Source organism: Flintibacter sp. HCN-6482 (genome assembly GCF_037892565.1).
GTDB classification, from domain to species: domain Bacteria; phylum Bacillota; class Clostridia; order Oscillospirales; family Oscillospiraceae; genus Lawsonibacter; species Lawsonibacter aceti.
Map to the genome: position 1 here is coordinate 283,318 of NZ_JBBKBK010000003.1, position 23,768 is coordinate 307,085.

Sequence of the window (23,768 nt, forward strand, 5' to 3'; positions counted from 1 at the left end):
CATGGCCGGCCCGGCCAGAAAATTTTTGCCTGCCATGTATAACCACTCCTTCCGCTGTCCACAATAGGCTTCGGAGGTGCATTTTGTGAAGAATCGAAACCTGATACAACGTCTGGGCGACTTCATGCTGGGAAAGGGCTTTTACATAGTCCTGTTCCTGTGCGTCGCCACCATAGGAATCTCGGGCTATTATCTCCTCAACTCCATCGCCGGTGATATGGATGGGACCTCGCCGGTGACTGGCAACCCCACTGTGGTCCTGCCTGACTCCGAGGCCAACGGGCCTGATCCCGCGGGCACCATTACCCCGCCGGTCTCATCAAAGCCGGATGACCAGCCCACCGGTAATCCGGAACCGGTGACCCAGCCGGATGACCCAGAGCCGGTCAAGCAGCCCGCCGAAACCACGCCCCAAGAGGACAAGCCTACCACCACCGTTTTCACCTGGCCTGTAAAGGGAGAAATCTTACGGGAGTTCAGTGTGGAGACGCTGCTGCTGGACCCCACACTTGGGGACTGGCGCACCCATGGAGGGTTGGATCTCTCTGTCCAGGCGGGCACCCAGGTGCTAGCCATGGGCGACGGCACTGTGGTCCAGGTCTTTGAAGATGGCCTGATGGGTACGTCCGTGGTCATTGACCATGGGAACGACCTGACCTCAACCTACTGTAACCTAGACCAGGTCCTGGTTGCGGAGGGAGATACGGTGGAAACAGGTACCGCGATTGCCACCGTCGGTGCCACAGCCATCGCGGAGAGCAACATGGGCTCCCACCTCCATCTGGAGACTGCGGTGGACGGTGTGGTGGTAGACCCAGCCGAATACCTGCCCCAGCGGTGAACAAAAGGGCCTCTGCCATTCGGCAGAGGCCCTTTCCTCTTATTTTAATGTCCGCTTACTTGGCAATGTTCTCACAGAAGTTCATGAAAATCTGTGCTACCTCGGCACGGGTGGCCCCGGCGGTAGGCGCCAGGGTGTTGTTCCCCTTGCCGGACAGAAGACCGGCGTTTACCGCCCAGTCCATGGCCTTCACGGCATAGCTGGAGATGGAGGAGGCGTCCAGATAGCCCTCTGTCCCCTTGCCGCTCTGGCTGGTCTTGTACCCCTCGTTCTGGGCATAGCGGTACAGGATGGCCGCCAGCTGCTCCCGTGTAATGGGATCGTTGGGGCCGAAGGTGTCGCCATAGCCGGACACGATGCCCTCACCGGCCGCCCAGGAAATGGCGTCGGCGTACCAGGCGCCCTCCGCCACGTCAGCGAAGTCAGCCCTGCCGGCCGCGGGCTTGCCCTCCAGGCTGTACAGCATCTGGGCCACCATGGCACGGGTCAGGGTGCTGCCGGGGGCGAACTCCCGGCCGGACACACCGGACATCAGGCCGTTGTCCAGGGCGTAATCCACCGCCTCGTGGTACCAGGCGTCCTCGTCCACATCCCGGAAGCCGGCGGAGGGGCAGGTATCCTGGTGGTCGATCTCCACGAAGGAGGCCTCAATGGTGACCTTGGACCGGGGCATCTTGAAGGTATACTTGCCATCGCCCTTGTCGGTCAGCTCGATCTCGTCCCCGTTCTTGTCGGTAACGGTCAGCTCGTCCAGCTCATAACCCTCGTCGGCCTTGACAGTGATGGTCACCGTCCGGCCGCTGGAGGTGCTCTTGGGGGACACGGTCACGCTGCCGTTGTCAATGTTCTTGTCCACGCTGATGGAGTAGCTGCTGGAGCCGCCGCCTCCACCACTGGAGGAGGGGACATAAGTGTTCAGATCTTCAGGGCGCATAGTAGGCGCGGTGTAGTAAGGACCTAGTTGTGTGTTTTCATTTGTCCCTTCTTCTGTTGTGTCATCTCGTACTAGCAGGATCTTTCCCTGGCCTTCGCCAATGATCTCATCAGGATTTAAGCCATTCCAATAGCAATAGCTCAGGTCGATGTCCTGCTCCGCGCCCAGCTCGGTGACCTTGATGATCTCCTCCTGCATGGTATCGCAGATAAAACTGTTTTTGGTAATATCCAAGGTAGTGGCGTCGGACAGATTGGACAGTCTCATCGCGCGGCCGTCCTTCTCGCCAGTGCCATGAGTGGCCCACTGGTCAAATTTGTTGTCAGAGATAACAACAGTTTTGATTCCGTCAGAACCTGATAGGGTGATTCCATTGAATCCCATATTCGCAAAAATGTTATTCGTAATTGTAGCTGTGCCGCAGACTGTGGCATACACGCCGCCGTTTTTAGTGCTATCCTGGGCGCCGCTGAATTGATTTTGGGTGATGGTCAGCCCGCTGATAGGAGAGTCGCCATTATTGATATGGATGGCATAGATATTGTCGCCGGTTATATTCCGGAACTCATTGTCACGGAAAACCAAAGCCCCTACCTGGTCCAGATCGGTGGTTTGGGTCCAGGCCGTCAGGTTGATTCCTTTGCCGTCGAATACCAGGTCCTCGATGGTCATATTCAGTCCACTGGCCGACCCTCCGGCGAAGGAAATACCGCCGGTCAAAATGGCTGTATGGTCCTCCGGGCCCTGCACTGTAATGTTTGTTAAGGGCATAGTGATAGCTTCCGAATGGGTGCCAGGCAGGATCTGGACCGTGTCTCCGTTCTGAGCATCGTCCAAGGCGGCCTGCAAGGAGTTGTATCCCACATTTCCAATCTTGGCTACGGGAGAAAGGACACTGCTCACATAACTGGAGAGGTCGTATACCTCTGATCCTTTGATGCCCTGATCGGAGATTATCCCACTGTCAACAGCGTTGCCCTCCCAGACAAGCGTGAAATATTCCCCGTCTTTATTCGTTGCGCTAATGTCGTCATAAATCAAATAACCCTGCACACCATCTACGCTGTATATCTTGTTGTTTTTAACGGTGATCTCCCGGTTGTCTATTTGATTGTTTGCCAGATTCACATGCAGAGTAATCGCGTTTCCTTGATCATAAATAGTGTTATTCTCAATTAAAATGGTCTGACAACCAGAGATCTGAACAGCGGAATATCCCACACCCGGAGTAATGGTATTTCCGGAAATGACGGCGTGCGCTGTTGCCTGATCAATGTTGATCCCCCTGGGATATCCAGATACCGTGTTGTTCGTAAACTGAACCGCCAAGGGTTCCGTTTCGTGCCCCTGCGCAAAGAATGCATAGGATGCTGTACTGCCGTTCCCATCAAAATTACAATCATTGACGGTCACATTGCCTTTTCCATGAAAGTAGTAGTGTATGGAACCCTGAATATTACAGTTATCTAGGGTGGTGTCAAACCCCGATTTGTAATTAGCCTCAATGGCAAAAGATCCTGCCGCATTGACCTTTGCGCAGTCTAAGGTCAAATTTTTAATTGAGAGAGCCATAAAGTCATCCGCGGTTTCTCCCCACCACAGATAGGGCATTTTCAGGGGCTTTTCAATGTCGATGGAGGCATTGTCATCATAACCTACGATATTGATGGCGCGGATACTCCTATCAACACTGCCGTACCATGCGGCTTGTCGGCCTCCAGACAAATAATATTGATTCAAAGTGCTGGGAAGCTGGACCTCTCCAAATATAGTCCACGTCAGGCTGACACCTTGGTGCTCGCTATCTTCTGGCACTTTATCGGTGTACAACGCGTTAAATTCTTCCTCTGTTAATCCATCTTGCCCTAAGCCGCCTGTTTCTGCCAGCTTTGCGCTGACCGCGCTAACGGCGGCTTCCATTGTAGGAAATACCTTCCCATTAAAATCCGCGATGCCGTGCAGACTGACACCGCTAAACTCAGCCAGTTCGTCGCCGGTCAGCTCAGTTTTTGTTTCTTCACCGTTTTGCTTGTAAACTACGCCGTCTTCATAAACATAATTGAATTCGGCATCCCCTTGCGGTTCGGTCGCAAAAACATTCGAAGGAACAAAAGTCATCACAATTATTACAGCCAATATTTTTGCCATGATTTGCTTCTTCATTGTTTTCAAGATCCCCCTTAATCCAATTTGAAAATGTGTACTTTCCCAAATTTGAGAAAGCACACCTTTACAATAAAAAATATAGCATTCACGCAAGGAAAAAGCAACTATTTAGCTACAAATTTTATCATAATCTTCGATTCCAAAAAGTACACTTTTTTATTTTTTGCGTTCTACTCCTTAAAATATCCACAAGACCAGCGCCATGGATTTCTCATAAAAAATTTCATCTGGAAGGTGTTGATTTTCAAAAATAGGTAGAAAGTTCTAATATCTATGTAAAATTTGGGAAAAATCTTTTCAAAAGATTTGACGTGCCATGGTTCTTACTGATATACTGTTGGCCGAATTGGAACTTGTTCCCATTTCCGGCCCCCCTTGGGGCCAGAGAGGAGATCCTATCATGGAATTGAAAGAGAGGTTTTGGCAGCTGACACAAGAGCGGTTTGGCCGCGCCCCGGACCAGTGTGACGACGGCCAGCTCTATGAGGGGCTGCTACTCCTTACCCAACAGATGGCTCAAAGCCTCCCCGCTCCGGACAGCGGCCGGAAGCTGTACTATTTTTCCGCCGAGTTTTTGATGGGCAAGCTGTTGTCCAACAATCTGCTGGCGCTGGGCCTCTATGACCCGGTGAAGAAGATACTGTCCGACCTGGGCCGTGACCTGGGGATCATTGAGTCTATGGAGCCGGAGCCCTCTCTGGGCAACGGCGGCCTGGGCCGGTTGGCTGCCTGCTTTCTGGACTCTATCGCCGCCTTGGGGCTGCCTGGGGACGGGGTTGGACTCAACTACCACTATGGCCTGTTCCGGCAGAAGTTCGTCCATAACAAGCAGGCGGAGGAGCCGGACCCCTGGATCCAGCCGGACAGCTGGCTCATCGCCACTGGCCGGACCTTCTCTGTCCCATTCGGTGGTTTTGATTTGACTGCGGTCCTCTATGATATCGTCGTTCCTGGCGCGGGCAGCGGGTGCGCCAACCGCCTCCACCTCTTCGACGTGGAGCGGCCCGCTCCTCAGCCCTGGGTAGGCATCAGCTTCGACAAGGAGGACATTGCCCACCGCCTGACCTCCTTCCTCTATCCCGATGACAGCGACGAGGCGGGCCGGCGGCTTCGGGTCTACCAGCAGTACTTCATGGTATCCGCCGGCGCCCAGCTCATCCTGACGGAACTGGAGGAACGGGGCTTTTCTCCCCGTCAGCTCTCTGATCATGTGGTCATCCAGATCAACGACACCCACCCCTCTATGGTCATCCCGGAGCTGATCCGCCTGCTTACGGACCGGGGACTGTCTATGGATGAGGCCATTGATCAGGTGTCCCGCACCTGTGCCTATACCAACCACACAATTTTGGCGGAGGCACTGGAAAAGTGGCCCCTTTCCTTTCTCCAGGATGTGGCGCCTCAACTGGTCCCTATTATCCAAGAGCTGGACCGCCGGGTCCGGGAGGACCATCCAGATCCCCGTGTGGCCATTCTGGACAGCCAAGGGCTGGTCCACATGGCACACATGGACATCCACTACGGCTTTTCCGTCAACGGGGTGGCCGCTCTCCACACCCAGATCCTCAAAGAGTCTGAGCTGAAGCCCTTTTACGACCTCTACCCCCAGAAGTTCAACAACAAGACCAACGGCATTACCTTCCGCCGGTGGCTGGAGGCCTGTAATCCCAGCCTGGCGGGCCTTATCGACCAGTGCATCGGCGGCGGTTGGCGGAAGGACCCCCGGCAGCTAGAGGACCTGTTGAACTTCGGGGACGATCCGGCGGTGCTGGAGCGGCTGCTGGCTATCAAGCAGGACAACAAGAATCAGCTCTGCCGCCTGTTGTGGGCCGAGCAGTCCATCGCCCTGGACCCACAGTCTATCTTTGATATCCAGATCAAGCGGCTCCATGAGTACAAGCGGCAGCAGATGAACGCCCTGTATATCATTCGGAAGTATCTGGATATCAAGGCGGGCCGGCTGCCCCAGCGGCCGGTGAGCGTCCTCTTTGGGGCCAAGGCCGCCCCGGCCTATACCATGGCAAAGCACATCATCCATCTGATCCTCTGCCTCCAGCAGCTCATCGAGCGGGACCCCCAGGTCCGCCCATGGCTCCGGGTGGCCATGGTGGAGAACTACAATGTGACCTGGGCGGAGCGGCTGATCCCCGCCTGTGATATCTCGGAGCAGATCTCCCTGGCCTCCAAGGAGGCCAGCGGCACCGGGAACATGAAGTTTATGGCTAACGGGGCGGTCACACTAGGAACGATGGATGGAGCTAATGTAGAGATCGCCCAGCTGGTGGGGCCAGAGAATATCTACACCTTCGGCGTACAGAGCGGCCAGGTCATCCAAATGTACGATGAAGGAAGCTATCGGCCGCTGGACCTCTACCACCGTCCGAGCATCGAGGAGCTGGTGGACTTCCTGGTGTCCCCGGAGCTGCTATCCATCGGGGACCCTGCCTGCCTGTCGGCCCTGTGGAATGATATGAAGTGCAAGGACTGGTTCATGGCGCTGCTGGACACAGAGGACTACATCGCCGCCAGGGACCAGTGTGTGGGTGACTACGGCGACCGGCAGGGCTGGGCCAAAAAGATGCTGGTCAACATCGCCAGGTCGGGCTACTTCTCTTCTGACCGGACCATCCAGGAATACAATCAGGACATCTGGCGCCTGAAATGAAAGACCGCTCCCCCGGCATTGCTGGGGGAGCGGTCTTCCTCTTAGGGCAAGGAGGGGGTGTAGTCCTTGGAGGGGAAAAATTCCAGCCTCCGTTCCCACTGTTCCGGGTCAACATCCGGCCAGCACTCATAGGAGCCGGCGGGCAGGATGACCAGCGTTACCTGGTCGGGGATGTGATAAAACTGGCGGTAGTAGTCGGCGTACTCCACATTCCAGGGGTTTCGGGTGTGCCAGACCACCCTCTCGTACCGGTCGGTAGGCAGGATCAGGGTGTCGTTTCCCTGTTCCACCGCCTGGGAGGTGAGTTCCTCCCGCAATGTTGTACAGCCCAGCACTGTCCAGTGCATCCACCCCCAGCAGATCATCAGAGCCGCCAGCGCCCCACTGGTCAGGAGCTGGACGGGCCAACGGGCGAGCAGCGGGGCGGCCATATCGGCGGCGGTCAGAATCAGCATGGCCATGGGGAAAAAATACAGCCGCTGGCCCAGGGTAGTGGTAGCGGCCAGGGGGAGTAAGGACAGTGGGGCGGCCAAGCAGAGGAGGAACCGGCCGAGCTTTACACTAGGTTCTGTCCGCTGAACCAACGGGGCCAAAAGGACCAGGGCCCAGATCAGGGCGCTGACGGCAACTCGAACGGGAGTGTCGTATTCCTCAGTCTGGAGGAGCAGCCCGTGGTAACCCAGCGGCAGAAGCCCCAGAAGCGCCAGGGGACGGAGCCGGCTGTTCCAGAAGCCGAGGGCAAGGATGACCGCCGAGGGCAGGGCGATATGGGGCCCCCGCAGGAAACTGATAGGCAGCAGGCGGACGAAATACTGTTCCAGGATACCAGTCAAAGCCGCTGGGAGGCCCCCAGACCAGTCGAAGGTCAGGTCACGCAGACCGTTGAGGGCGGAGCCTTCCAAAAGTAGGTGGGAAAAAGAACCGCCGCCAAAGATGATGGCCGCTGCCAGGGCGGAGCCTAAGAATCCCGCCCACAGGGGCAAACGCGCGGATTTGTTTCCCAAGGAGCAGAGGGCGGTCAGCAGAGCGGCCCCCAAAAACAGCAAGGTCAAATTTTCCACGAACAGCCCCATAACCACCTCAAGGGCAAGGAAAAGAACAGCCCAGAGCAGACGATGTCCGCCCCTATCCACGACGCGGCGTACCAGAAGCAGCCATACCAGAAATAAGAGGGTGGGCACTACATAGTTGCCAAATCCGGACACCCATGCGTAGGTCTCCTGCCACATGACGGGCGGCATGAGCAGCAGCCCCGCGCTGGAGGCCAGATAAATGGGCAGGAGGGACCGCTCTTCCCCACGAGCCGCCAGTCGGGCCATTAGGAGAGGGATAGCGAACATGGTCAGCCCCATGATCAGAGTTTTGACCAGTGGAGAATGGCACATGGCAACGGCAAAGAAATTACCCACATACCGGCTGTTCAGCGATCCCTGGAGCCACCAGCGCAGCCCCTGGTCCATGCCCCACTGCAGATCGTCCGTGGTACTGTATGGCACCGACCAGGCAATATACAGATAGAAGACCAGCGCCCCCAGAAGGAGCGCTGTCTCTGCTGAACTTCGTTTGGACAAGCCAACGCCACCCTTCATGTTACCGGTGATAGAGTTTGTTGGTCTGGTACTGGGGCTCACAGGTGAGCTGAAGGCCCAACTTTTTATAGGTCACCGCGTCGGCGGGGGAGAGGATGACGGTGCAGTGGGCCTGACATCCCCCTAATTCTTCCAGATGATCCAGGGCCCTGGCGGCCTTGGGATCGGCGTTGGCCGAGGAGGCCAGGGCGATAAGCACCTCGTCACTGTGGAGACGGGGGTTGGCTGAACCCAGATGCTTGACCTTCACGGTCTGGATGGGCTCAATGGCGGACTGGGCAATGAGATGGATTCCGTGGCCTCCCGCGCCGGACAGATATTTCAAGGCGTTAAGCAGGGCGGCGGCGGAGCAGCCCATCAGCTCTGAGGTCTTTCCGGTGACCATAGTGCCGTCTGCCAGCTGGATGGCCATGGCGGGCTCGCCGGTCTCCTCGGCCATGTGGGCGGCCGCTGCCACCACAGGGCGGATATCGGGGGTGACGCCGGCCTGCTGCATCAGAAGCTCCAGCTTGTATACCGTGTCCTCCGAGCCACGGCCCTGGCGCTGATCGCACAGGGCCTCATAGTAGCGGCGGACGATCTCCTGACAGGCGGCCTCCCGGCACACCGGATCGTCAGTGATGCAGTTGCCTGCCATATTCACCCCCATATCAGTGGGGGACTTATAGGGGCAGCTTCCGGTAATCTTTTCAAACATGGCCGCCAGAACGGGGAATACCTCCACGTCCCGGTTGTAGTTGACGGTGGTCTGCCCATAGGCCTGAAGATGGAAGGGATCGATCATATTCACGTCGTCCAGGTCCGCGGTCGCCGCCTCGTAGGCCAGGTTTACCGGATGCTTCAGCGGAAGGTTCCAGACGGGGAAGGTCTCAAATTTGGCATAGCCGGCCACAATGCCCCGCTTGTGCTCATGGTAGAGCTGGGAGAGGCATGTGGCCATCTTCCCGCTCCCCGGGCCGGGGGCGGTGACCACCACCAGGGGATGGCTGGTCTCCACATAGTCATTTTTTCCAAAGCCCTCGTCGCTGACGATCTTTGTGATATTATGGGGATAGCCGGCGATGGGGTAGTGGCGGTACACTTTGACGCCTAACTGCTCCAGCCGGGACTGGAAGGCGTCGGCGGCAGGCTGGCCGGTATACTGGGTCACCACCACGCTGCCCACGAACAGGCCCCTGCCCCGGAAAATATCGATGAGGCGCAGTACCTCGCTGTCATAGGTGATACCCAGGTCCCCACGGACCTTGTTCTTTTCGATATCGCCGGCCTTGATGGCAATGAGAATCTCCGCCTTGTCCTTCAGCTTCTCCAGCATCCGGACCTTGCTGTCCGGCGCGAAGCCGGGCAGGACGCGGGACGCATGGTAGTCGTCGAAGAGCTTGCCCCCGAATTCCAGATACAGCTTGCCCCCGAATTGATCGATCCGGTCCTGGATATGCTGGGACTGGAGCTGCAGATACCGCTGGTTGTCAAAGCCTGTCTTGCTCACAAAAGACTCCCCCGTTCTTTCCTAATACAAACAAGATATTTTACCCCTGGGCGGCGGGGACCGTCAAGGGGTTTCGAGAATTATCGGGCATAAAAGGGGCCCGGAACTCTTATTCCGGGCCGTCCGCAAAAGAATTTTAGTCCAGCCCTTCCTGACCAAAGAGCTGAGGGGGCAGCACGTCGGACAACTCTACCAGCAGTGGGGATAGGCCGCCATCCTGCTGTACCTCCGGTGTGCGCACCGCAAGCCGCTCCTGGGCACCAGCAGGCAGAGAGATGAGAATGACCGGGGCCTTCTCACCCCACTCCACCAGCATGGTCCCCCTGTGGAGGGCTGCGATGTGCCGAACTACCGACAGGCCCAGTCCGGCCCCCTGGCCGGGCTGGGGGATAGCTTGATCAGTGTCCTGCTGCAACAGGGCCGCCAACTGCCGGTCAGAGGGCCGCTCCCCGCTGTCTGTGAGGGAGAGTACAGCGCGGTCACCCTGACGGCGCAGAGAGAGGAGCACCACGCCACCCCTCATCGTCTGTACTGAGTTGGAGATCAGCCCCAGCAGCATACGCTGAAGGAGGGGGATATCTCCCTGGATGAGCAGAGAGGGCAGGTCAGAGCGGTACTCCAGGTGGGTGTCCTGCTGAAGCAGTTGGCCCGCGTCCCGGGCGATCTGGCGGCACAGCCCAGCCAGGTCTAATACGGACGGTCGGAAGGGGATGCCGTCCGGCCCGGCAGCCGAAGTGACAAAATCTAGGTTGTTCAGCAGTCGGAACATCCGGTGGTAGCTCTTGCTGAAATTCTCCCGGGCCGCGGTAGAGAGCTTCCCCTCTCCCCCCTCTGTCATGGGTCCGATCTGGGTCAGAAATTCCGCCATCAGCTGCCGCATCTGCCGGATAGTCCCCTCCAGCTGCAGGTCTGTCAGCGACGTCTGTGGGGCGGGGTGGAACAAAAACAACTGTCCCTCTCCTGTGTCTGTACGGCTGAAGGCATAGGTGGTCCGTCCGGCGGTAAACGTGCCAACCCCCTTAGGGCCATACCGGGGCAGGTCCAGATAACCGGGCACCGGTCCGTCGATCTCCAACTGGGGCAGATAGTGGGCCGCCATGGGATTGATGGCCGTGATCCGTCCCAGCACGACATAGACCGCCGCCTCTGGCAGATTTTCTAAAATAGACAGGTTTAATTCGATCATGTCGCATCCTTTCGGTCAGGGTTTCTTAAGGCGCGTACCGAAGACAGCCGCGCGGTTAGGATGTGTTGCCTGCGCCGCTATCATGACGCATTTCCAGTATATCAAAAATTTCCACTGGCAACAAGAGAAAAGTCGAAAAACAGCCTCTTTGGGGAAAGCGGCGGATAAGCCCCGCCTTAACCCCAAAGAACCTCCGAAAATCCTACCTAGTCCTCGCTTAACTTGTCGAATTGCCAATTTTATCGGAAAAGTATTGGAAAATCCTCCCGAAATATATGAAAAAAGTCACTATCAAAAGGCATTGAAACGGGGTATAATACCAGTGGAAGCAATAGATATTGATTCTTTGAAAAAAAGGAGTTTTCAACATGAGCATCAAAGTTGGCATCAATGGGTTTGGCCGCATCGGCCGTATGGTGTTCCGCGCCAGCCTGAACCACCCCGAGATCGAGATCGTTGGCATCAACGACCTGTGTCCCGCCGACTACCTGGCTTATATGCTGAAGTATGATACGATGCATGGCCACTGCCAGGCCGAGATCGGCTACACTGAGAGCGCCATCATCGTCAATGGCAAGGAGATCCCTGTCTCCGCCGAGCGCAACCCCGCTGACCTGCCCTGGGCTAAACTGGGCGCCGAGTATGTGGTGGAGTCTACCGGCCTGTTCCTGACCAAAGAGAAGGCCCAGGGCCACCTGGACGCAGGCGCCAAGAAGGTCGTTATGTCCGCCCCCTCCAAGGACGACACTCCCATGTTTGTCTGCGGCGTCAACCTGGATAAGTACACCCCCGACATGAAGTTCGTGTCTAACGCCTCCTGCACCACCAACTGTCTGGCCCCCATCGCCAAGGTTCTGAACGATAACTGGGGCATCACCGACGGTCTGATGACCACTGTCCACTCCACCACCGCCACCCAGAAGACCGTGGACGGCCCCTCTCTGAAAGACTGGCGCGGTGGCCGCGCCGCCTCCGGCAACATTATCCCCTCCTCCACTGGCGCCGCCAAGGCCGTGGGTAAGGTCATCCCCGAGCTGAATGGCAAGCTGACTGGTATGTCCATGCGTGTTCCCACCCTGGACGTGTCCGTGGTGGACCTGACCGTTAACCTGGCCAAGCCCGCAAAGTATGAGGAGATCTGTGCCGCTATGAAGGCCGCCTCCGAGGGTGAACTGAAGGGGATCCTGGGCTACACCGACGAGGCTGTGGTGTCCAGCGACTTCCTGGGCGATCCCCGTACCTCCATCTTCGATGCCGACGCCGGCATCGCCCTGACCGACACCTTTGTGAAGGTCGTGTCCTGGTACGACAACGAGATTGGCTACTCCAACAAGGTCCTGGAGCTCATCAAGCACATGTACTCTGTGGATCACAAGTAAGATTTTTCTGATTCGATCAGGGCGCCGCAGCCGCGGCGCCCTTTTTCTTTTTTTGAATATAGAAGTATTATAATTTCCAAAAAATGTATGAAACCGTCCCACTCTGGGGCGGTTTTTTGTGTTAGACAGAGGGAAAGGCCTCACGCCCCAATCAAAGATTTCAAACACAGAAAGGACGATGGACTATGGCAAGCAGTTACACGGAACATTTCCAGCTCAATCAATGGGCGGCGGAAGACCCCGTCCTCCGGGAGGACTTCAATGCTGACAACGCAAAGTTAGACAAAGTAATTCCAAGAATCGTCACCGGGACCTATACCGGCGACGGGGCGGCAGACCGGACAATCCAGCTGGGGTTTCGTCCCAAGGCGGTGCTTTTGTTTCCAGAAGATGGAACGACCTGCTTTTACTACTGTCCACCAAACTATTTTACCTGTCAGGGCGGCTTGATCTTAGACGGATACCCTCTGCGGTTAAAAAATGACCGCTGCAACATCATTTGCGCGGAAATCACGGACACCGGGTTTGCCGTCAAAATTTTCTCGGACCAGAGCAAGGCTGCCAATATTGCCACCAACCGAAATGGGACGGTATACCATTACCTTGCACTAGCCTGATATGAAAGAATCGCCCCCAGGCCAACTGGCCCAGGGGCGACACGTTATGGTTGTCTTAGATTGCTGACCAATAAAAGCTTAGGAGAAGATCATGGCGCTGGAACCGGTCAGAGTATAGGTGTTGTTGTCCATGCCCTGGAAGGTGACAACGACAGTAGCCTGATAAGTATGGCTGCCGGAGATAGCCACATTGGGCAGTGCGCTGTCGTCGAGGGAACTCAGAGTAGTACCAAGAGAAACCTTCTCATCCTTAGCGCTGCTGACAGTCTTAGCGAAGTCTTTCCCGTCAACAGTCAGAGTGGTCTTCACAGTGACATTCTTGGCTTCCCAACCAGAGATGTCCTTGCCATCAATGGTAGGAGCGGTGATGGTCATAGCCAGACTGCCGGAGTTCGTCAGCCCGACGGTCACAGAACCATCGGTGGTCACCACGGGGTCCTTGCCGCCCTCAGTGATGCCCTTGTCGTCGGGCACGACAACCAGGACAGTCTCGGCCAGAGGAGCCTGGTCATACTCGTTGTCCACGGTCATGACATACACGCCGGTGGTGTCAGCGGCGCGAGTGGTATCGGCCTCGATATCAGAGATATCGCCGGTACGCAGCAGGTCCACATCGCCATTGGCCTTCAGCTCCACCACCACGAAGACGGTGTTGTCGTCATAGGCAAAGGTCTTTTTGGCGTTGCCGCCGAAGGTGATACCAGTGTTCAGGGTCAGCACGCCGTCCTTGGCGGCGGTAGCCCAGTTGGCAGCGGCCTTACCGGCATTGCTCTTCAGATCGAACTTGGCGGTCCAGGTCTGGACATAGTCATCGCCATCGCGCTTGTCGATCAGGTACATAGCCTTCTTGGCATTCTTAGCCAGAGTCTCGCTGGCGGTATAGAGGTCTTCGACCTTCTCGCCGTTGGCGTCATAGGCGTCGATGAAGCGATAGACGGTCTTGTTGTTCTTGTCCTTCTCAGCCTGATAGCCGGTGCCCTTTAGGATGATGTAGTCCTCGGCGTCGGCATCGCTGGTGAAGTTACCATAGATGAAGACGACCTCAGCCACGTTGTCGCTGTTCAGAACCAGCTTTACCTCAGCGCCGGTCTTGCTGGATACGTTCTTGTAGCCGGTCCAGGAGTTGTTGTTCACCACGTCTACGAACACGGTGTTGTTGTTGGTAGCCTGTCCGTTCGCAGCACCAGTGGCGGAGATGGAGGGAACATCCTTCTTCACAGTGGCGCTGCTGCCGTACTTCTCGGCGACGACCTCCAGGTCATAGCTGCTGGAGCCCTTGGTGAACTTGTAGATGGCCTCCTCAGCAACGGTCTTGGTGGTTTTATTGTCGCCGCCAGACTTAACGGCGTCATAGGATTTGCCGCCGTCGATGATCTGGTCTACGGTGATGGTGTCCTCGGTGCCGTCATAGAAGACGACCTTGGCAGAGGGCTCGCTGTTGAAGACAGTGCCCACTTCCTTCACGAACAGGTAATCCTCGGCAGTAGCGGTATCACCCTCGAAGGCCACGGCGTAGCCGTAAGCGTCCAGGTACAGGGTGGCTTCCTTGTCGATGACGGGGTTGGCGTCGGCGACGCTGTCCTCCAGATTGTACAGGCCGGTGCCGATGCCGTTTTTGGCGACTTCCTTGGTGTAAGCGTAGTTGTAGCTGTACTTGGTGCCGTCCAGAGTGGCGTAGTCGGCGTTCTTCACAGCAGTGACCTTGCCGGCTACAGTTTCGGCGACAGCCAGGGACTCGATCTCGCCGGAGGAAACAGAAGCGGTGTAGATGACGATGTCGTCCTTCTCAAACTTCTGATCGGTGGTGAACTTGTTGTCGGGGGTGTAAGCAGAACCAGCGCCATTGTTTACCTTGGTCTTAAAAGACACGGTGACCTCGTAGTCGCCCTCGTCGCCGGTGACCTTGGTGACCTTGGCCACGCCGGTGTCGATCAGGGTCAGAACGACGGTCTCCTTGTCGGAGTCCACGAAGACCTCGGTCAGGACGCCCTTGTCAGCGGTCAGCACGCGCTCGCTGCTGGTCTTGCTGTGAGCGATAGCCAGGTCGCGGGCAGCGTGAGGGGCGGCGTTGGTGTCCTCGGCAACCAGGCCGCCGTTCTGGTAGATGGCCCAGTCGTAGTTATCAAAAGCGGCGGAGCCGACAGCCTGGTACAGAGCCTTCTCGGTGACCTTGACAGTCCAGGTCTGCTCGGCGGAGTCGGCATACTTGCCGATCTCGCTGGACTTATAGGTCCAGACGTTGGCGGGACGGTTGAAATCGTCGCTGCCCTCGTCCTTTTTCAGGTCGCCGTTGTACAGCTTCTCGCCCAGTTCCACGATGGAGCCCTTAGTAGAGCTGGTGGAGGAGGTGGGCTGCAGATCGCTGATGGCGCGGGCATAAGCCTTGTCGCTGGTGACATAATTGTAGGTGACCTTGCCGGCCTCTACGATCACACCGTCGGCGTTGACCTTGATGGTGTCGTCGTCAGCCTCGACCATGCCGGACTCCAGAGCGTTCAGAACCAGTTGAGCCAGGTCGTTGCGGGTCATGGCCTCGGTAACGCCGGAGTCCACATCTTCAAACAGCTCGATCTTGCCAGCCTGCTTGATGGTGGCGAACTGCCAGTCGTCCTCGAAGTCGGACTGATACTGGAAGTAGCCCAGGGCCTTCATCAGCATCAGAGCGGCCTGGGAGGTAGTGACGGAGTCGCTGCCGCCGAAGGTCTTGGCGTCGTAGCCGGCGATGATGCCGTTGGTGTAGCAGGCGGCCACATAGGGTTCAGCCCAGGAGGGCACATCAGTGAAGGGGCTGGTGCCCTTGTAGTTGGCTACGCGGTAGTCCAGCAGGTTGGACATGACCACGGCCATCTCGTTGCGGGTGACCTTAGCGTTGGGGTTGAAGTTGCCGTTCTCGTCGCCGGTCATGATGCCGACTTCCTGGAGAACTTCGATGGCTTCCTGATTCTGCTCGGAAGACACATCGGCGTAGCTCGCACCGGTGCCGACTACCATCAGGCCCATGACCATGACGGAAGCCAGAGCCAGGCTAAGAGCCCGTTTCAGGTTTCTCATTCGGGATTCCTCCTTAAATTTTTTCGGGGACTTTTCTGACAAAATCCCCATTTTTTCGAGGCTTTGAGGACTTTTTATGGCATTAGCCCTGTATAACTCCCCTTGCCTCGTGATTATCTTAGCAGAAGTCAAATTTGAAGTCAACGGGTTTGATACAAGTGTAACAGAACCGTAATATTGCGTCCGGATTGTTACAGCAGAGGAAATCAGCGGCTTTTCAGGGGATCTCTGCCTGGGGCGGGGAACCCGCTGCTTGGGGCTGCTGTTCCCCGTGCTACCACACATCTCCAGGACATGAGATCACGGTTCCCTTACATTATAATAACAGCCCCCCGGGCGTGTGGCACAGGACCGTACACCCAGGGAAAAAGGTGAAGGGGTCACCCACAGATGTGAGTGACCCCTTCGGATGATTTTTCAAGTGCCGGCAAGCGGCAATGTCTTTTCCAGTGCCGGTAAACGGCCCTGTTGACATCATCATCCTATCATAATATATGTATAAAGTCAAGGAAAATGCACAGTTGCGTACACTTTACCATATTTGGTATGTCACTTCTGATAGGTATATAATGCTTTGAGTTTCGTGTCCAGCTTTTCCAGAGAATCGGAAGAGAGGCGGATGTTGCTCAATACATCAGAAGGATAAAGAGGATCGTAGATTCGCAGCTTACTGACAGTGGTGATCTGCCCTACAAGAGCGATGCTGCCCTGCTTCATCTTCTGCACTTCCTGGAGCATTTTTTTGCAGCGCGCTGCTCGCTCCTTCATCGATTCTATCTGAATGTTGATGCTCTCCAGCTGAAGCCGGCGTTTGGCCGACAGCATTTCATAATTTTCGTCCTTTTGGTCAACCTTCTGGGCCAGCAGCGCCTTCTGCTGGGTGAGGATATCCTCCTGGAGGCAGAGTGTCTGCTTTTGGTACTCTTTCAACTCCTCCAGCAGCTTGACAAAAATCTCGTCACCCAAAAAGACTTTGGAGGAATGGAGATGATCCAGATCCGTATCGGGCTTTATGGATGTTAAGGGGATCACGGTGGCCACCGGATTGGACAGCTTGTTGTCCACGTCCATTACCACCGCATAGTGCAGTCCACCCTCTTCACTGCCTACCCGGTACCCCAAATGGACCTTTACAATGGCGCCACGCTTATAGCGGATTAATTTTTTGGGGTCAAATCCGGGTTCCCGTTTCAGAAAACGCACATAATCGGAGATCCAGTAGGCCAGCTTGCTCCCCTGGTTTTCTCCTAAGGAATCCATATAAGAGGAAAGCGCTGTCAGTGCCTCTTTTTTTAGTATGGAATATTCCTTTTTCATGCTGCACACCCCGTAAATGTTCTCATTTTCACAAATGTACCATCCTTTTCCCCAAAAGTCAACGCTATATAACGTAGAACAGCGCCCCCTTCTATGTGGAAGGGGGCGCTGTTCATTTTTATATGGTCCGTCAGACCTCCATGATGACAGGCAGGATCATGGGGGACCGCTTGGTCTTTTTATAGAGGTAGTTGGACAGGTCGCCCTTGATGGCCCCCTTGATGGCGGACCAGTCGGTGGCGTATCGGCCGTCCACGGACTGGATGGCCTCCAGGGCCACCTGGCGCAGCTCCTCCATCAGCCCCTCGGACTCCTTCACATAGACGAAGCCCCGTGTGATGATATCCGGGCCGGACACCAGAGCGCCGTCCTCGCCGGACATGGACAGGACCACCACGATCATGCCGTCCTGGGCCAAGTGCCGCCGGTCCCGAAGGACCACGCTGCCCACGTCGCCCACGCCGTAGCCATCCACAAAGACCTGCCCGGCGGTGACGGTACCCGCCAGCTTGGCGGAGGAATGGGTCAGCTCAATGACCCGGCCGATGTCGCCGATGATGACCTGGTTGGGGGTCATGCCCATCTGCTGGGCCAGCTTGGCGTGGATTTGGAGCATCCGCTGCTCCCCGTGGACGGGGATGAAAAACCTGGGCTTGACCAGGGCGTGGACAATCTTCAGCTCCTCCTGACAGGCGTGTCCGGATACATGGAGGGTCATCTCCCGCTCGTTCATCACCTCCACGCCCTTGCGGTACAGCTCGTTGACCACGTTGCCGATGGCGTTCTCGTTGCCTGGAATGGCGGAGGCGGAGATAATGACCCGGTCTCCGGGGAGCAGGTCCACCTGGCGGTGGGTGTTGAAGGCCATGCGGGTGAGGGCGGACATGGTCTCGCCCTGGCTGCCGGTGGTGATGATGCACACCCGGTCCTTGGGCAGTGACTTGATGTGGTTCAGGTCCATGAGCACTCCGTCTGGGATGTTCATATAGCCCAACTCGGAGGAGACCTTCATCACGTTCTCCATGGACCGGCCGGTGACCGCCACCTTCCGGCCGTACCGGGCCGCCACGTCGATGATCTGCTGAATGCGGTCCACGTTGGAGGCAAAGGTGGTGATGATGATGCGCTCCTCACACCCCCGGAACAGGGCGTCAAAGGAGGCGCCCACGCTGCGCTCGCTGCGGGTATAGCCGGGGCGCTCCACATTGGTGGAGTCTGCCAGAAGGGCCAGCACGCCCTCCTTGCCCAGCTCGCCCAGGCGGGCCAGGTCCATCATCCCCCCCTGGATGGGGGTGGTGTCGATCTTAAAGTCGCCGGTGTGGACACAGGTTCCCACAGGGCACTTGATGGCAAAGGCCACCGCGTCGGCAATAGAGTGGTTGACGTGGATAAATTCCACGCTGAATTTCCCCGCCTTGACCACATCCCCCGCCTCGCAGGTGATGAGCTTGGTCTTATCCAGCAGACGGTGCTCCTCCAGCTTCAGCTTAATGAGGCCCGCGGACATCCGGGTGGCGTAGATAGGGGCGTTGATGGAGCGGAGGACATAGGGCAGGGCGCCAATGTGGTCCTCATGTCCGTGGGTGATAAAGATGCCCCGAATCTTCTGCTGGTTCTTAATGAGATAGCTGACATCGGGGATGACTACGTCGATGCCGTACATATCGTCGTCGGGAAAGCCCATGCCGCAGTCCACCACCACGATGTCGCCGCCGTACTCGTAAACCGTGAGGTTCTTGCCGATCTCGTTGAGGCCGCCAAGAGGAATGATTTTCAATTTTTCAGCCATAAATACTCCTTATCGTCGTTTTAATTTGGATGTAGCGGCGAAAGGACCCACAAAAACCAGCCGTGCCCCACGGCACAGCTACTGGACGGAAGGACTGCCCCCCTCCGGCCCTGCCTCGCCGGAGGGGAAAATGGTCCCTTCGCCTGTCTAGTGGATCTCGCCTTGGTCCCCTGTGGGCCGGCCCCGCCTGTTACTCACGGTTTGGGCGCACAGGATATATTTAAACGCGCGGGCCTGGGGCCCATACGCGCATAAATCAAAAACAAAGCCAATTACTGGCACAGATAGTATACCACACTTTTTTCTAAAAGTATACTATTGCTTTCAAGAGAACAAAAGAACTACTTTTTATCCCTTCCTTGGGCACATTGTTCAGAAATGGCCCGGTCCAGCTGGGCCGCCCGCCCGGCGTAGAAATCGCACAACTCGGCGGCGATCTCCAGGTCGGGGCCCTCGCCCACCACCCGAAGGGCGGACCGGCGGGCCAGGGGGACCAGATAGACCCAGCCACCCCCAGTGTGGACACGTAGGCCCTCGCCCCCGCAGGTCCGGCCCTGCTCCCGAACCATAGCCTCCATGACCCGCCCCCGGTCTGAGGAGAGGGGGACCTCCCGCCGCCAGGAGGAGAAGCGGGGGGTCTTGGAGATCAGCGCGTCCAGCTTTTGGCCCGATACGCCCATCCGAGCGCAGATCCGGGCTGCGGCGCTGGGCGCCGACCAAAACCAAGGTTGAGCGGCATACAGGTCCCTGGCTGGCTTTCCGTCCCGGTCCAGCCGCAGGACGGTCCCGTCATAACCGGCGGCTACCAAGTCCACCGCGGCGCTGGCCCCGGAGGGGACGGCCAGTCTGCCAGAACCGTTCTCCATCTCGATGAGGGCCACCAGGGCCAGCAGCTGGCTGGAATCCAGGATGGCGCCCCGCTCATCCTGGGCGGTAAGACAGAAGCCGCCGTGGCTGGCCCGGAAGGCCGGGATGCCCGGCCGCCAGCGGTCCTCCACCTGGCAGCCCAGGGACAGGAGGACCGCCCGTATGGCCCGGTCATCCGGACCATTTCCCTCCACCGCCACCGTCACCCGGCGGAGGGCGGGGTGACCCAGTGAGGCGGCGGCAGCCACTTGGTCGGCCCACTGCCTCCGCGTCAGTTCCAGACGCTCCATCTGCCCCACCTGCCGGGCTCGGACCCGCCGGAACTCCCCCTGGAGAAGGGCGTGCTCCAGCTTCCGCTCCCTGGCCCGCTCCAGAGGCAGGCCCTGGCGGTCAAAGAAATGGAGAAAGACGCGCTCCTCCCCTTCCTCTATAAAGAGGGAGATGGGCAGCATACGGCTGGCGGACACCCAGGCTCCCTGGACGGGGCTGTCCAGGCCATAGGTCAGCACCTGACCACCTGCGGCCGCGGCTCCCGCCGCGGCCGCCCGGGCCAGCATTCTGGCTCCGGGAGTATTGGAACATCCTAGTCCAACCTGGCCCTCCACACCCAGGACGCTGCCGATCCCCAGCAGGGCGTCTGGCCCCAGATCCTCGCCCAGCACGCCCCGGATCACCCCGCCATCCCCGAAGCGGTGCACTCCCTTCTGGCTGCCGCTGGTGATAGATCGGGCCAGCCGACAGCCAGCGGGGGCTGTCTGCCCAGGCCACAGACGCACCCGCTCCAACAGGATGGCCCCCTCCTCCGCCAGGGCGTTGTCCCCCAGCACAGCTCCATCCTTCAAAATAGACTTCTTCTGAGCGGCAGAGCCGGGGCATAAAATGGCGCCGTCCAGTGAGGCCCTAGAGTCTACGGCGGTTCCTTCCAGCAGGACGGACCGCTGGACCACCGCCCGTTCTCCCACCCGGCACTCTCTGCTGATTACCGCATAGGGGCCTACAATGGCGCCTGGTTCCAGTTCCACATCCCGGTCGATCCAGCAGGGAGGCGTCAGCGTGATCCCTTGGGGAAGAGATTGGGCGGACCAGATCCCGTCGCTCCGCTGGGGAATATTCAGGTCCATTGTTACCCGTCCATCCAGGGCGTCCTGAACACACTTAAGGTAGGCTCCGCAGTCCCCCATATCGCACCAGTAGCCCTCCAGGGGACAGCCGTACAGAGGCATCCTCTGTTCCAGCAGGGTAGGGAACAGGTCCTTGCCAAAGTCAAAGGGGCCCTGCTGGGGCACCAGCTCCATAGCCCGTGGGGATAGGATATAGATGCCTGTATTTACCATGTTGGTAACCACCTGGCCCCAAGAGGGTTTTTCCACAAACCGCTGTACACGCCCCTGCTCGTCGGTGAGGACCAGACCGTACTCCAGAGGCTTGGGGTGGGCGTAGAGGACCAGAGTAGCGCAACTCTCCCGCTCCTGATGCGCCTGGATGGCTTCAGTCAGGTCCAGGTCGCAGACACAGTCCCCGCTGATGACCAGGAAGTCCTCCCGCCCCAGGTGGGACAGGCAGTTTCTAACACTTCCGGCGGTCCCCAGAGGCTCCTCCTCTACAAAATAGGTCAGCTGGACGCCCAGCTGTTCCCCACTGCCAAAGTAGTCCATCACTGCCTGGGGTTTGTAGCACAGAGTGACACAGATATCGGTGATGTGGTGGCGCTTTAACAGGGTGATGATGTGCTCCATTACCGGCCGCCCGAACAGGGGAGTCATGGGCTTTGGGACACCAAGGGATAGGGGCCGCAACCGGGTGCCTTCCCCGCCGGCCATAATAACTGCTTTCATGGACCGCTACCGTCCTTTCCTTTGTTAGTAACGGTTAGTATGGTCCGGCCGGTTGCCTTTCATGCCAACCGGCAGCTTGTCCAGTTCAATTGAATATGATATACTTTGGAAAAACAGGAGGGACTGGATATGGACATCAAGCCGGGGCGCTACCGCCATTTTAAAGGGAGTGAATACCAGGTGCTCGGTTCCGCCACGCACTCGGAGACCGGGGAGGCTATGGTGGTCTACCGGGCCTTATACGGGGAGGGCGGACTGTGGGTCCGGCCGGCCGTTATGTGGAGCGAGTGGATAACGCGGGACGGGTATTCTGGCCCTCGTTTTATCTTTGTGGGGGATATAGGATGAATATTCAGATTTTTGGAAAAAGCAAGTGCTTCGACACCAAAAAGGCGGAGCGATGGTTTAAGGAACGGCGCATCAAATTTCAGGCTGTGGACGTAAAAAAGTATGGCATGAGCCTGGGGGAGCTGACCAGCGTGAAAAACGCCGTGGGACTAGCCGTCATGGTAGACACGGGACACCCGGACGCGGCGCTGCTGTCCTATCTGGCCTCCGACCAAGCTAAACTGGAGAAGCTCTACCAGGACCCGTCTTTGCTCCGCACCCCAATCGTCAGGAATGGCAGGCAGGCCACCGTGGGCTACTGTCCCGACGTCTGGGCCCACTGGCAATAAAGTCCTATTTATCGGACATAGGCTCTGCTATCCTTGAGTCGAGAAAGGAGAGATGCCCTGTGGCAAAAAGCGCCAATCAAAAATCCAAGCTGCTCTATCTGTCCAAGATCCTGCTGGAGCAGACGGACGAGGATCACCCCATCACCGTCCCTGAGATGATTCAGGAGCTGGCCAAGCGGGACATCAAAGCGGAGCGAAAGAGTATCTATGACGACCTTGAGACACTCTCCTTGTTCGGCCTGGATGTTCAGAGCCGCAAGGGCCGTTCACCAGGCTGGTTCATCGGTTCCCGAGAGTTTGAGCTGCCAGAGCTGAAGCTGCTCATGGACGCAGTACAGTCCTCCCGTTTTATCACCCAGAAAAAGAGCGACGCCCTGATTCGCAAGCTAGAGGGGCTGGCTAGCATCCACCAGGCCCGGCAGCTCCAACGCCAGGTGTATGTCAGCGGGCGGATCAAGGTGATGAACGAGAGCATCTATTATAATGTAGACAGGCTCCATGGGGCGCTGTCCGCCCAGAAGGCCATCACCTTCAAATATTTCGACTACGACATTTCTCGCCAGAAGGTCTTTCGCCGGGACGGCAAGCGGTATACTGTCTCCCCTTATGGCCTGATCTGGGACAACGAGAACTACTACCTGGTAGCCTTTGATCATGTCAATCAGGAAATGCGCCACTACCGGGTGGACAAGATGGCAGATATCGTAGTCACCAATCTTCCTCGCTCCGGCCAGGAGCAGTATCCCAACTTTCAGGTAGCCTCCTACGGCCAGAAGCACTTTGCCATGTATTCCGGCAAAGAGATGACAGTTACCCTTCGGGGCCGCCAATCTATGGCCGGCGTGGTCTGGGATCGCTTCGGCCAGGACATCATTCTGGTCCCTGACGGGGAGTCCCACTTTCGGGTCACCCTCTCTCTAGTCATGAGCCCCCAGTTTTTAGGCTGGCTTTTTGCCTTAGACGGTATTGAACTGGTGGCCCCCCAGGAGGCTGTGGATTTATACCGCCAGCGGCTCGTCTCTATTCAAGCGGCATATCAAGATGTAAGTTTGTGATCTTGTCTACCAAATGTCTACCAAAAAAAGCGGGAAAGCGCTGGGAAACAGGGCTTTCCCGCTTTTCCATTTTCTGGGTGTCTACCAGATGTCTACCAAGGGCACTTTTTCTTTGAAAAAGCCCCCTTTTTTATTTGCTCTTAGCAGGTTTTCCTTACCTTTTTTGCTTTGCAAGGGGCGTTATACTCCGCTGGGCCGACTATTGGGCGAAAACTCCCCTGTTTTGAACGAAAAAAGCGCGAAAATTCAGGCGTTTTCCCCTAACAATGACCGCTGTAAAATAATGGCTCTCTACTCGAAACAGGTCGGAG

Annotated in this window: 15 protein-coding genes; 7 read left to right on the forward strand and 8 right to left on the reverse strand. The window is 57.2% G+C overall.

Annotated features, from left to right (window positions below; all coding sequences use genetic code 11):
• Window positions 1-85: 85 nt before the first annotated feature.
• On the forward strand, window positions 86-841 hold the full coding sequence (locus WKS99_RS11000) for a M23 family metallopeptidase (protein ID WP_340405946.1): 756 nt from the start codon (window positions 86-88) through the stop codon (window positions 839-841).
• A 55-nt stretch (window positions 842-896) separates the two neighbouring features.
• Here WKS99_RS11000 and WKS99_RS11005 read toward each other — a convergent pair whose 3' ends face one another.
• Window positions 897-3,938 carry an S-layer homology domain-containing protein gene (locus tag WKS99_RS11005; RefSeq protein WP_340405947.1) on the reverse strand — a complete coding sequence of 1,014 codons (3,042 nt, stop codon included), beginning with the start codon at window positions 3,936-3,938 and terminating at the stop codon, window positions 897-899.
• Window positions 3,939-4,341: 403 nt separating this feature from the next.
• Here WKS99_RS11005 and WKS99_RS11010 point away from each other — a divergent pair, with 403 nt between their 5' ends.
• Window positions 4,342-6,606: a glycogen/starch/alpha-glucan phosphorylase gene (locus WKS99_RS11010; RefSeq protein WP_340405948.1), complete on the forward strand. Its 2,265-nt coding sequence runs from the start codon at window positions 4,342-4,344 to the stop codon at window positions 6,604-6,606.
• A gap of 41 nt (window positions 6,607-6,647) precedes the next feature.
• On the opposite strand, the gene WKS99_RS11015 is transcribed toward WKS99_RS11010, so the two are convergent.
• From WKS99_RS11015 to WKS99_RS11025, 3 genes are all read right to left on the reverse strand, one after another.
• Window positions 6,648-8,177 carry a DUF6056 family protein gene (locus WKS99_RS11015; protein ID WP_340405949.1) on the reverse strand — a complete coding sequence of 510 codons (1,530 nt, stop codon included), beginning with the start codon at window positions 8,175-8,177 and terminating at the stop codon, window positions 6,648-6,650.
• Window positions 8,178-8,196: 19 nt separating this feature from the next.
• A complete protein-coding gene (locus WKS99_RS11020; protein ID WP_186853384.1) occupies window positions 8,197-9,684 on the reverse strand; it encodes a DUF1846 domain-containing protein in 1,488 nt (495 codons plus the stop codon).
• 136 nt (window positions 9,685-9,820) lie between these two features.
• A complete protein-coding gene (locus tag WKS99_RS11025; protein ID WP_240286495.1) occupies window positions 9,821-10,870 on the reverse strand; it encodes a sensor histidine kinase in 1,050 nt (349 codons plus the stop codon).
• Between the two features lie 368 nt (window positions 10,871-11,238).
• Here WKS99_RS11025 and gap point away from each other — a divergent pair, with 368 nt between their 5' ends.
• Together gap and WKS99_RS11035 are read left to right on the forward strand one after the other, a co-directional pair.
• On the forward strand, window positions 11,239-12,249 hold the full coding sequence (gap, locus tag WKS99_RS11030; protein ID WP_147573480.1) for a type I glyceraldehyde-3-phosphate dehydrogenase: 1,011 nt from the start codon (window positions 11,239-11,241) through the stop codon (window positions 12,247-12,249).
• A 185-nt stretch (window positions 12,250-12,434) separates the two neighbouring features.
• Entirely contained in the window at window positions 12,435-12,866 is a 432-nt protein-coding gene (locus WKS99_RS11035) for a hypothetical protein (RefSeq protein ID WP_240286492.1), read from the forward strand.
• 78 nt (window positions 12,867-12,944) lie between these two features.
• Here WKS99_RS11035 and WKS99_RS11040 read toward each other — a convergent pair whose 3' ends face one another.
• The 4 genes from WKS99_RS11040 to WKS99_RS11055 form a co-directional block, all read right to left on the reverse strand.
• Window positions 12,945-15,917: an S-layer homology domain-containing protein gene (locus tag WKS99_RS11040; protein ID WP_340405952.1), complete on the reverse strand. Its 2,973-nt coding sequence runs from the start codon at window positions 15,915-15,917 to the stop codon at window positions 12,945-12,947.
• Window positions 15,918-16,466: 549 nt separating this feature from the next.
• Entirely contained in the window at window positions 16,467-17,234 is a 768-nt protein-coding gene (locus WKS99_RS11045) for a type II toxin-antitoxin system PemK/MazF family toxin (RefSeq protein WP_147572391.1), read from the reverse strand.
• A gap of 130 nt (window positions 17,235-17,364) precedes the next feature.
• Window positions 17,365-19,023: a ribonuclease J gene (locus tag WKS99_RS11050; RefSeq protein ID WP_186852889.1), complete on the reverse strand. Its 1,659-nt coding sequence runs from the start codon at window positions 19,021-19,023 to the stop codon at window positions 17,365-17,367.
• A gap of 341 nt (window positions 19,024-19,364) precedes the next feature.
• Window positions 19,365-21,725, reverse strand: coding sequence for a sugar phosphate nucleotidyltransferase (locus WKS99_RS11055; RefSeq protein ID WP_147572393.1), 2,361 nt, complete (start codon window positions 21,723-21,725; stop codon window positions 19,365-19,367).
• A 129-nt stretch (window positions 21,726-21,854) separates the two neighbouring features.
• Here WKS99_RS11055 and WKS99_RS11060 point away from each other — a divergent pair, with 129 nt between their 5' ends.
• From WKS99_RS11060 to WKS99_RS11070, 3 genes are read left to right on the forward strand one after another with little or no spacing between them, the layout of a single operon-like run.
• Window positions 21,855-22,073 carry a DUF1653 domain-containing protein gene (locus WKS99_RS11060; protein WP_147572394.1) on the forward strand — a complete coding sequence of 73 codons (219 nt, stop codon included), beginning with the start codon at window positions 21,855-21,857 and terminating at the stop codon, window positions 22,071-22,073.
• A complete protein-coding gene (locus tag WKS99_RS11065; protein WP_147572395.1) occupies window positions 22,070-22,402 on the forward strand; it encodes an arsenate reductase family protein in 333 nt (110 codons plus the stop codon). Before WKS99_RS11060 ends, WKS99_RS11065 begins: the two co-directional genes overlap by 4 nt.
• A gap of 59 nt (window positions 22,403-22,461) precedes the next feature.
• Window positions 22,462-23,457: a helix-turn-helix transcriptional regulator gene (locus tag WKS99_RS11070; protein ID WP_186852886.1), complete on the forward strand. Its 996-nt coding sequence runs from the start codon at window positions 22,462-22,464 to the stop codon at window positions 23,455-23,457.
• The last annotated feature ends 311 nt before the right edge of the window (window positions 23,458-23,768 follow it).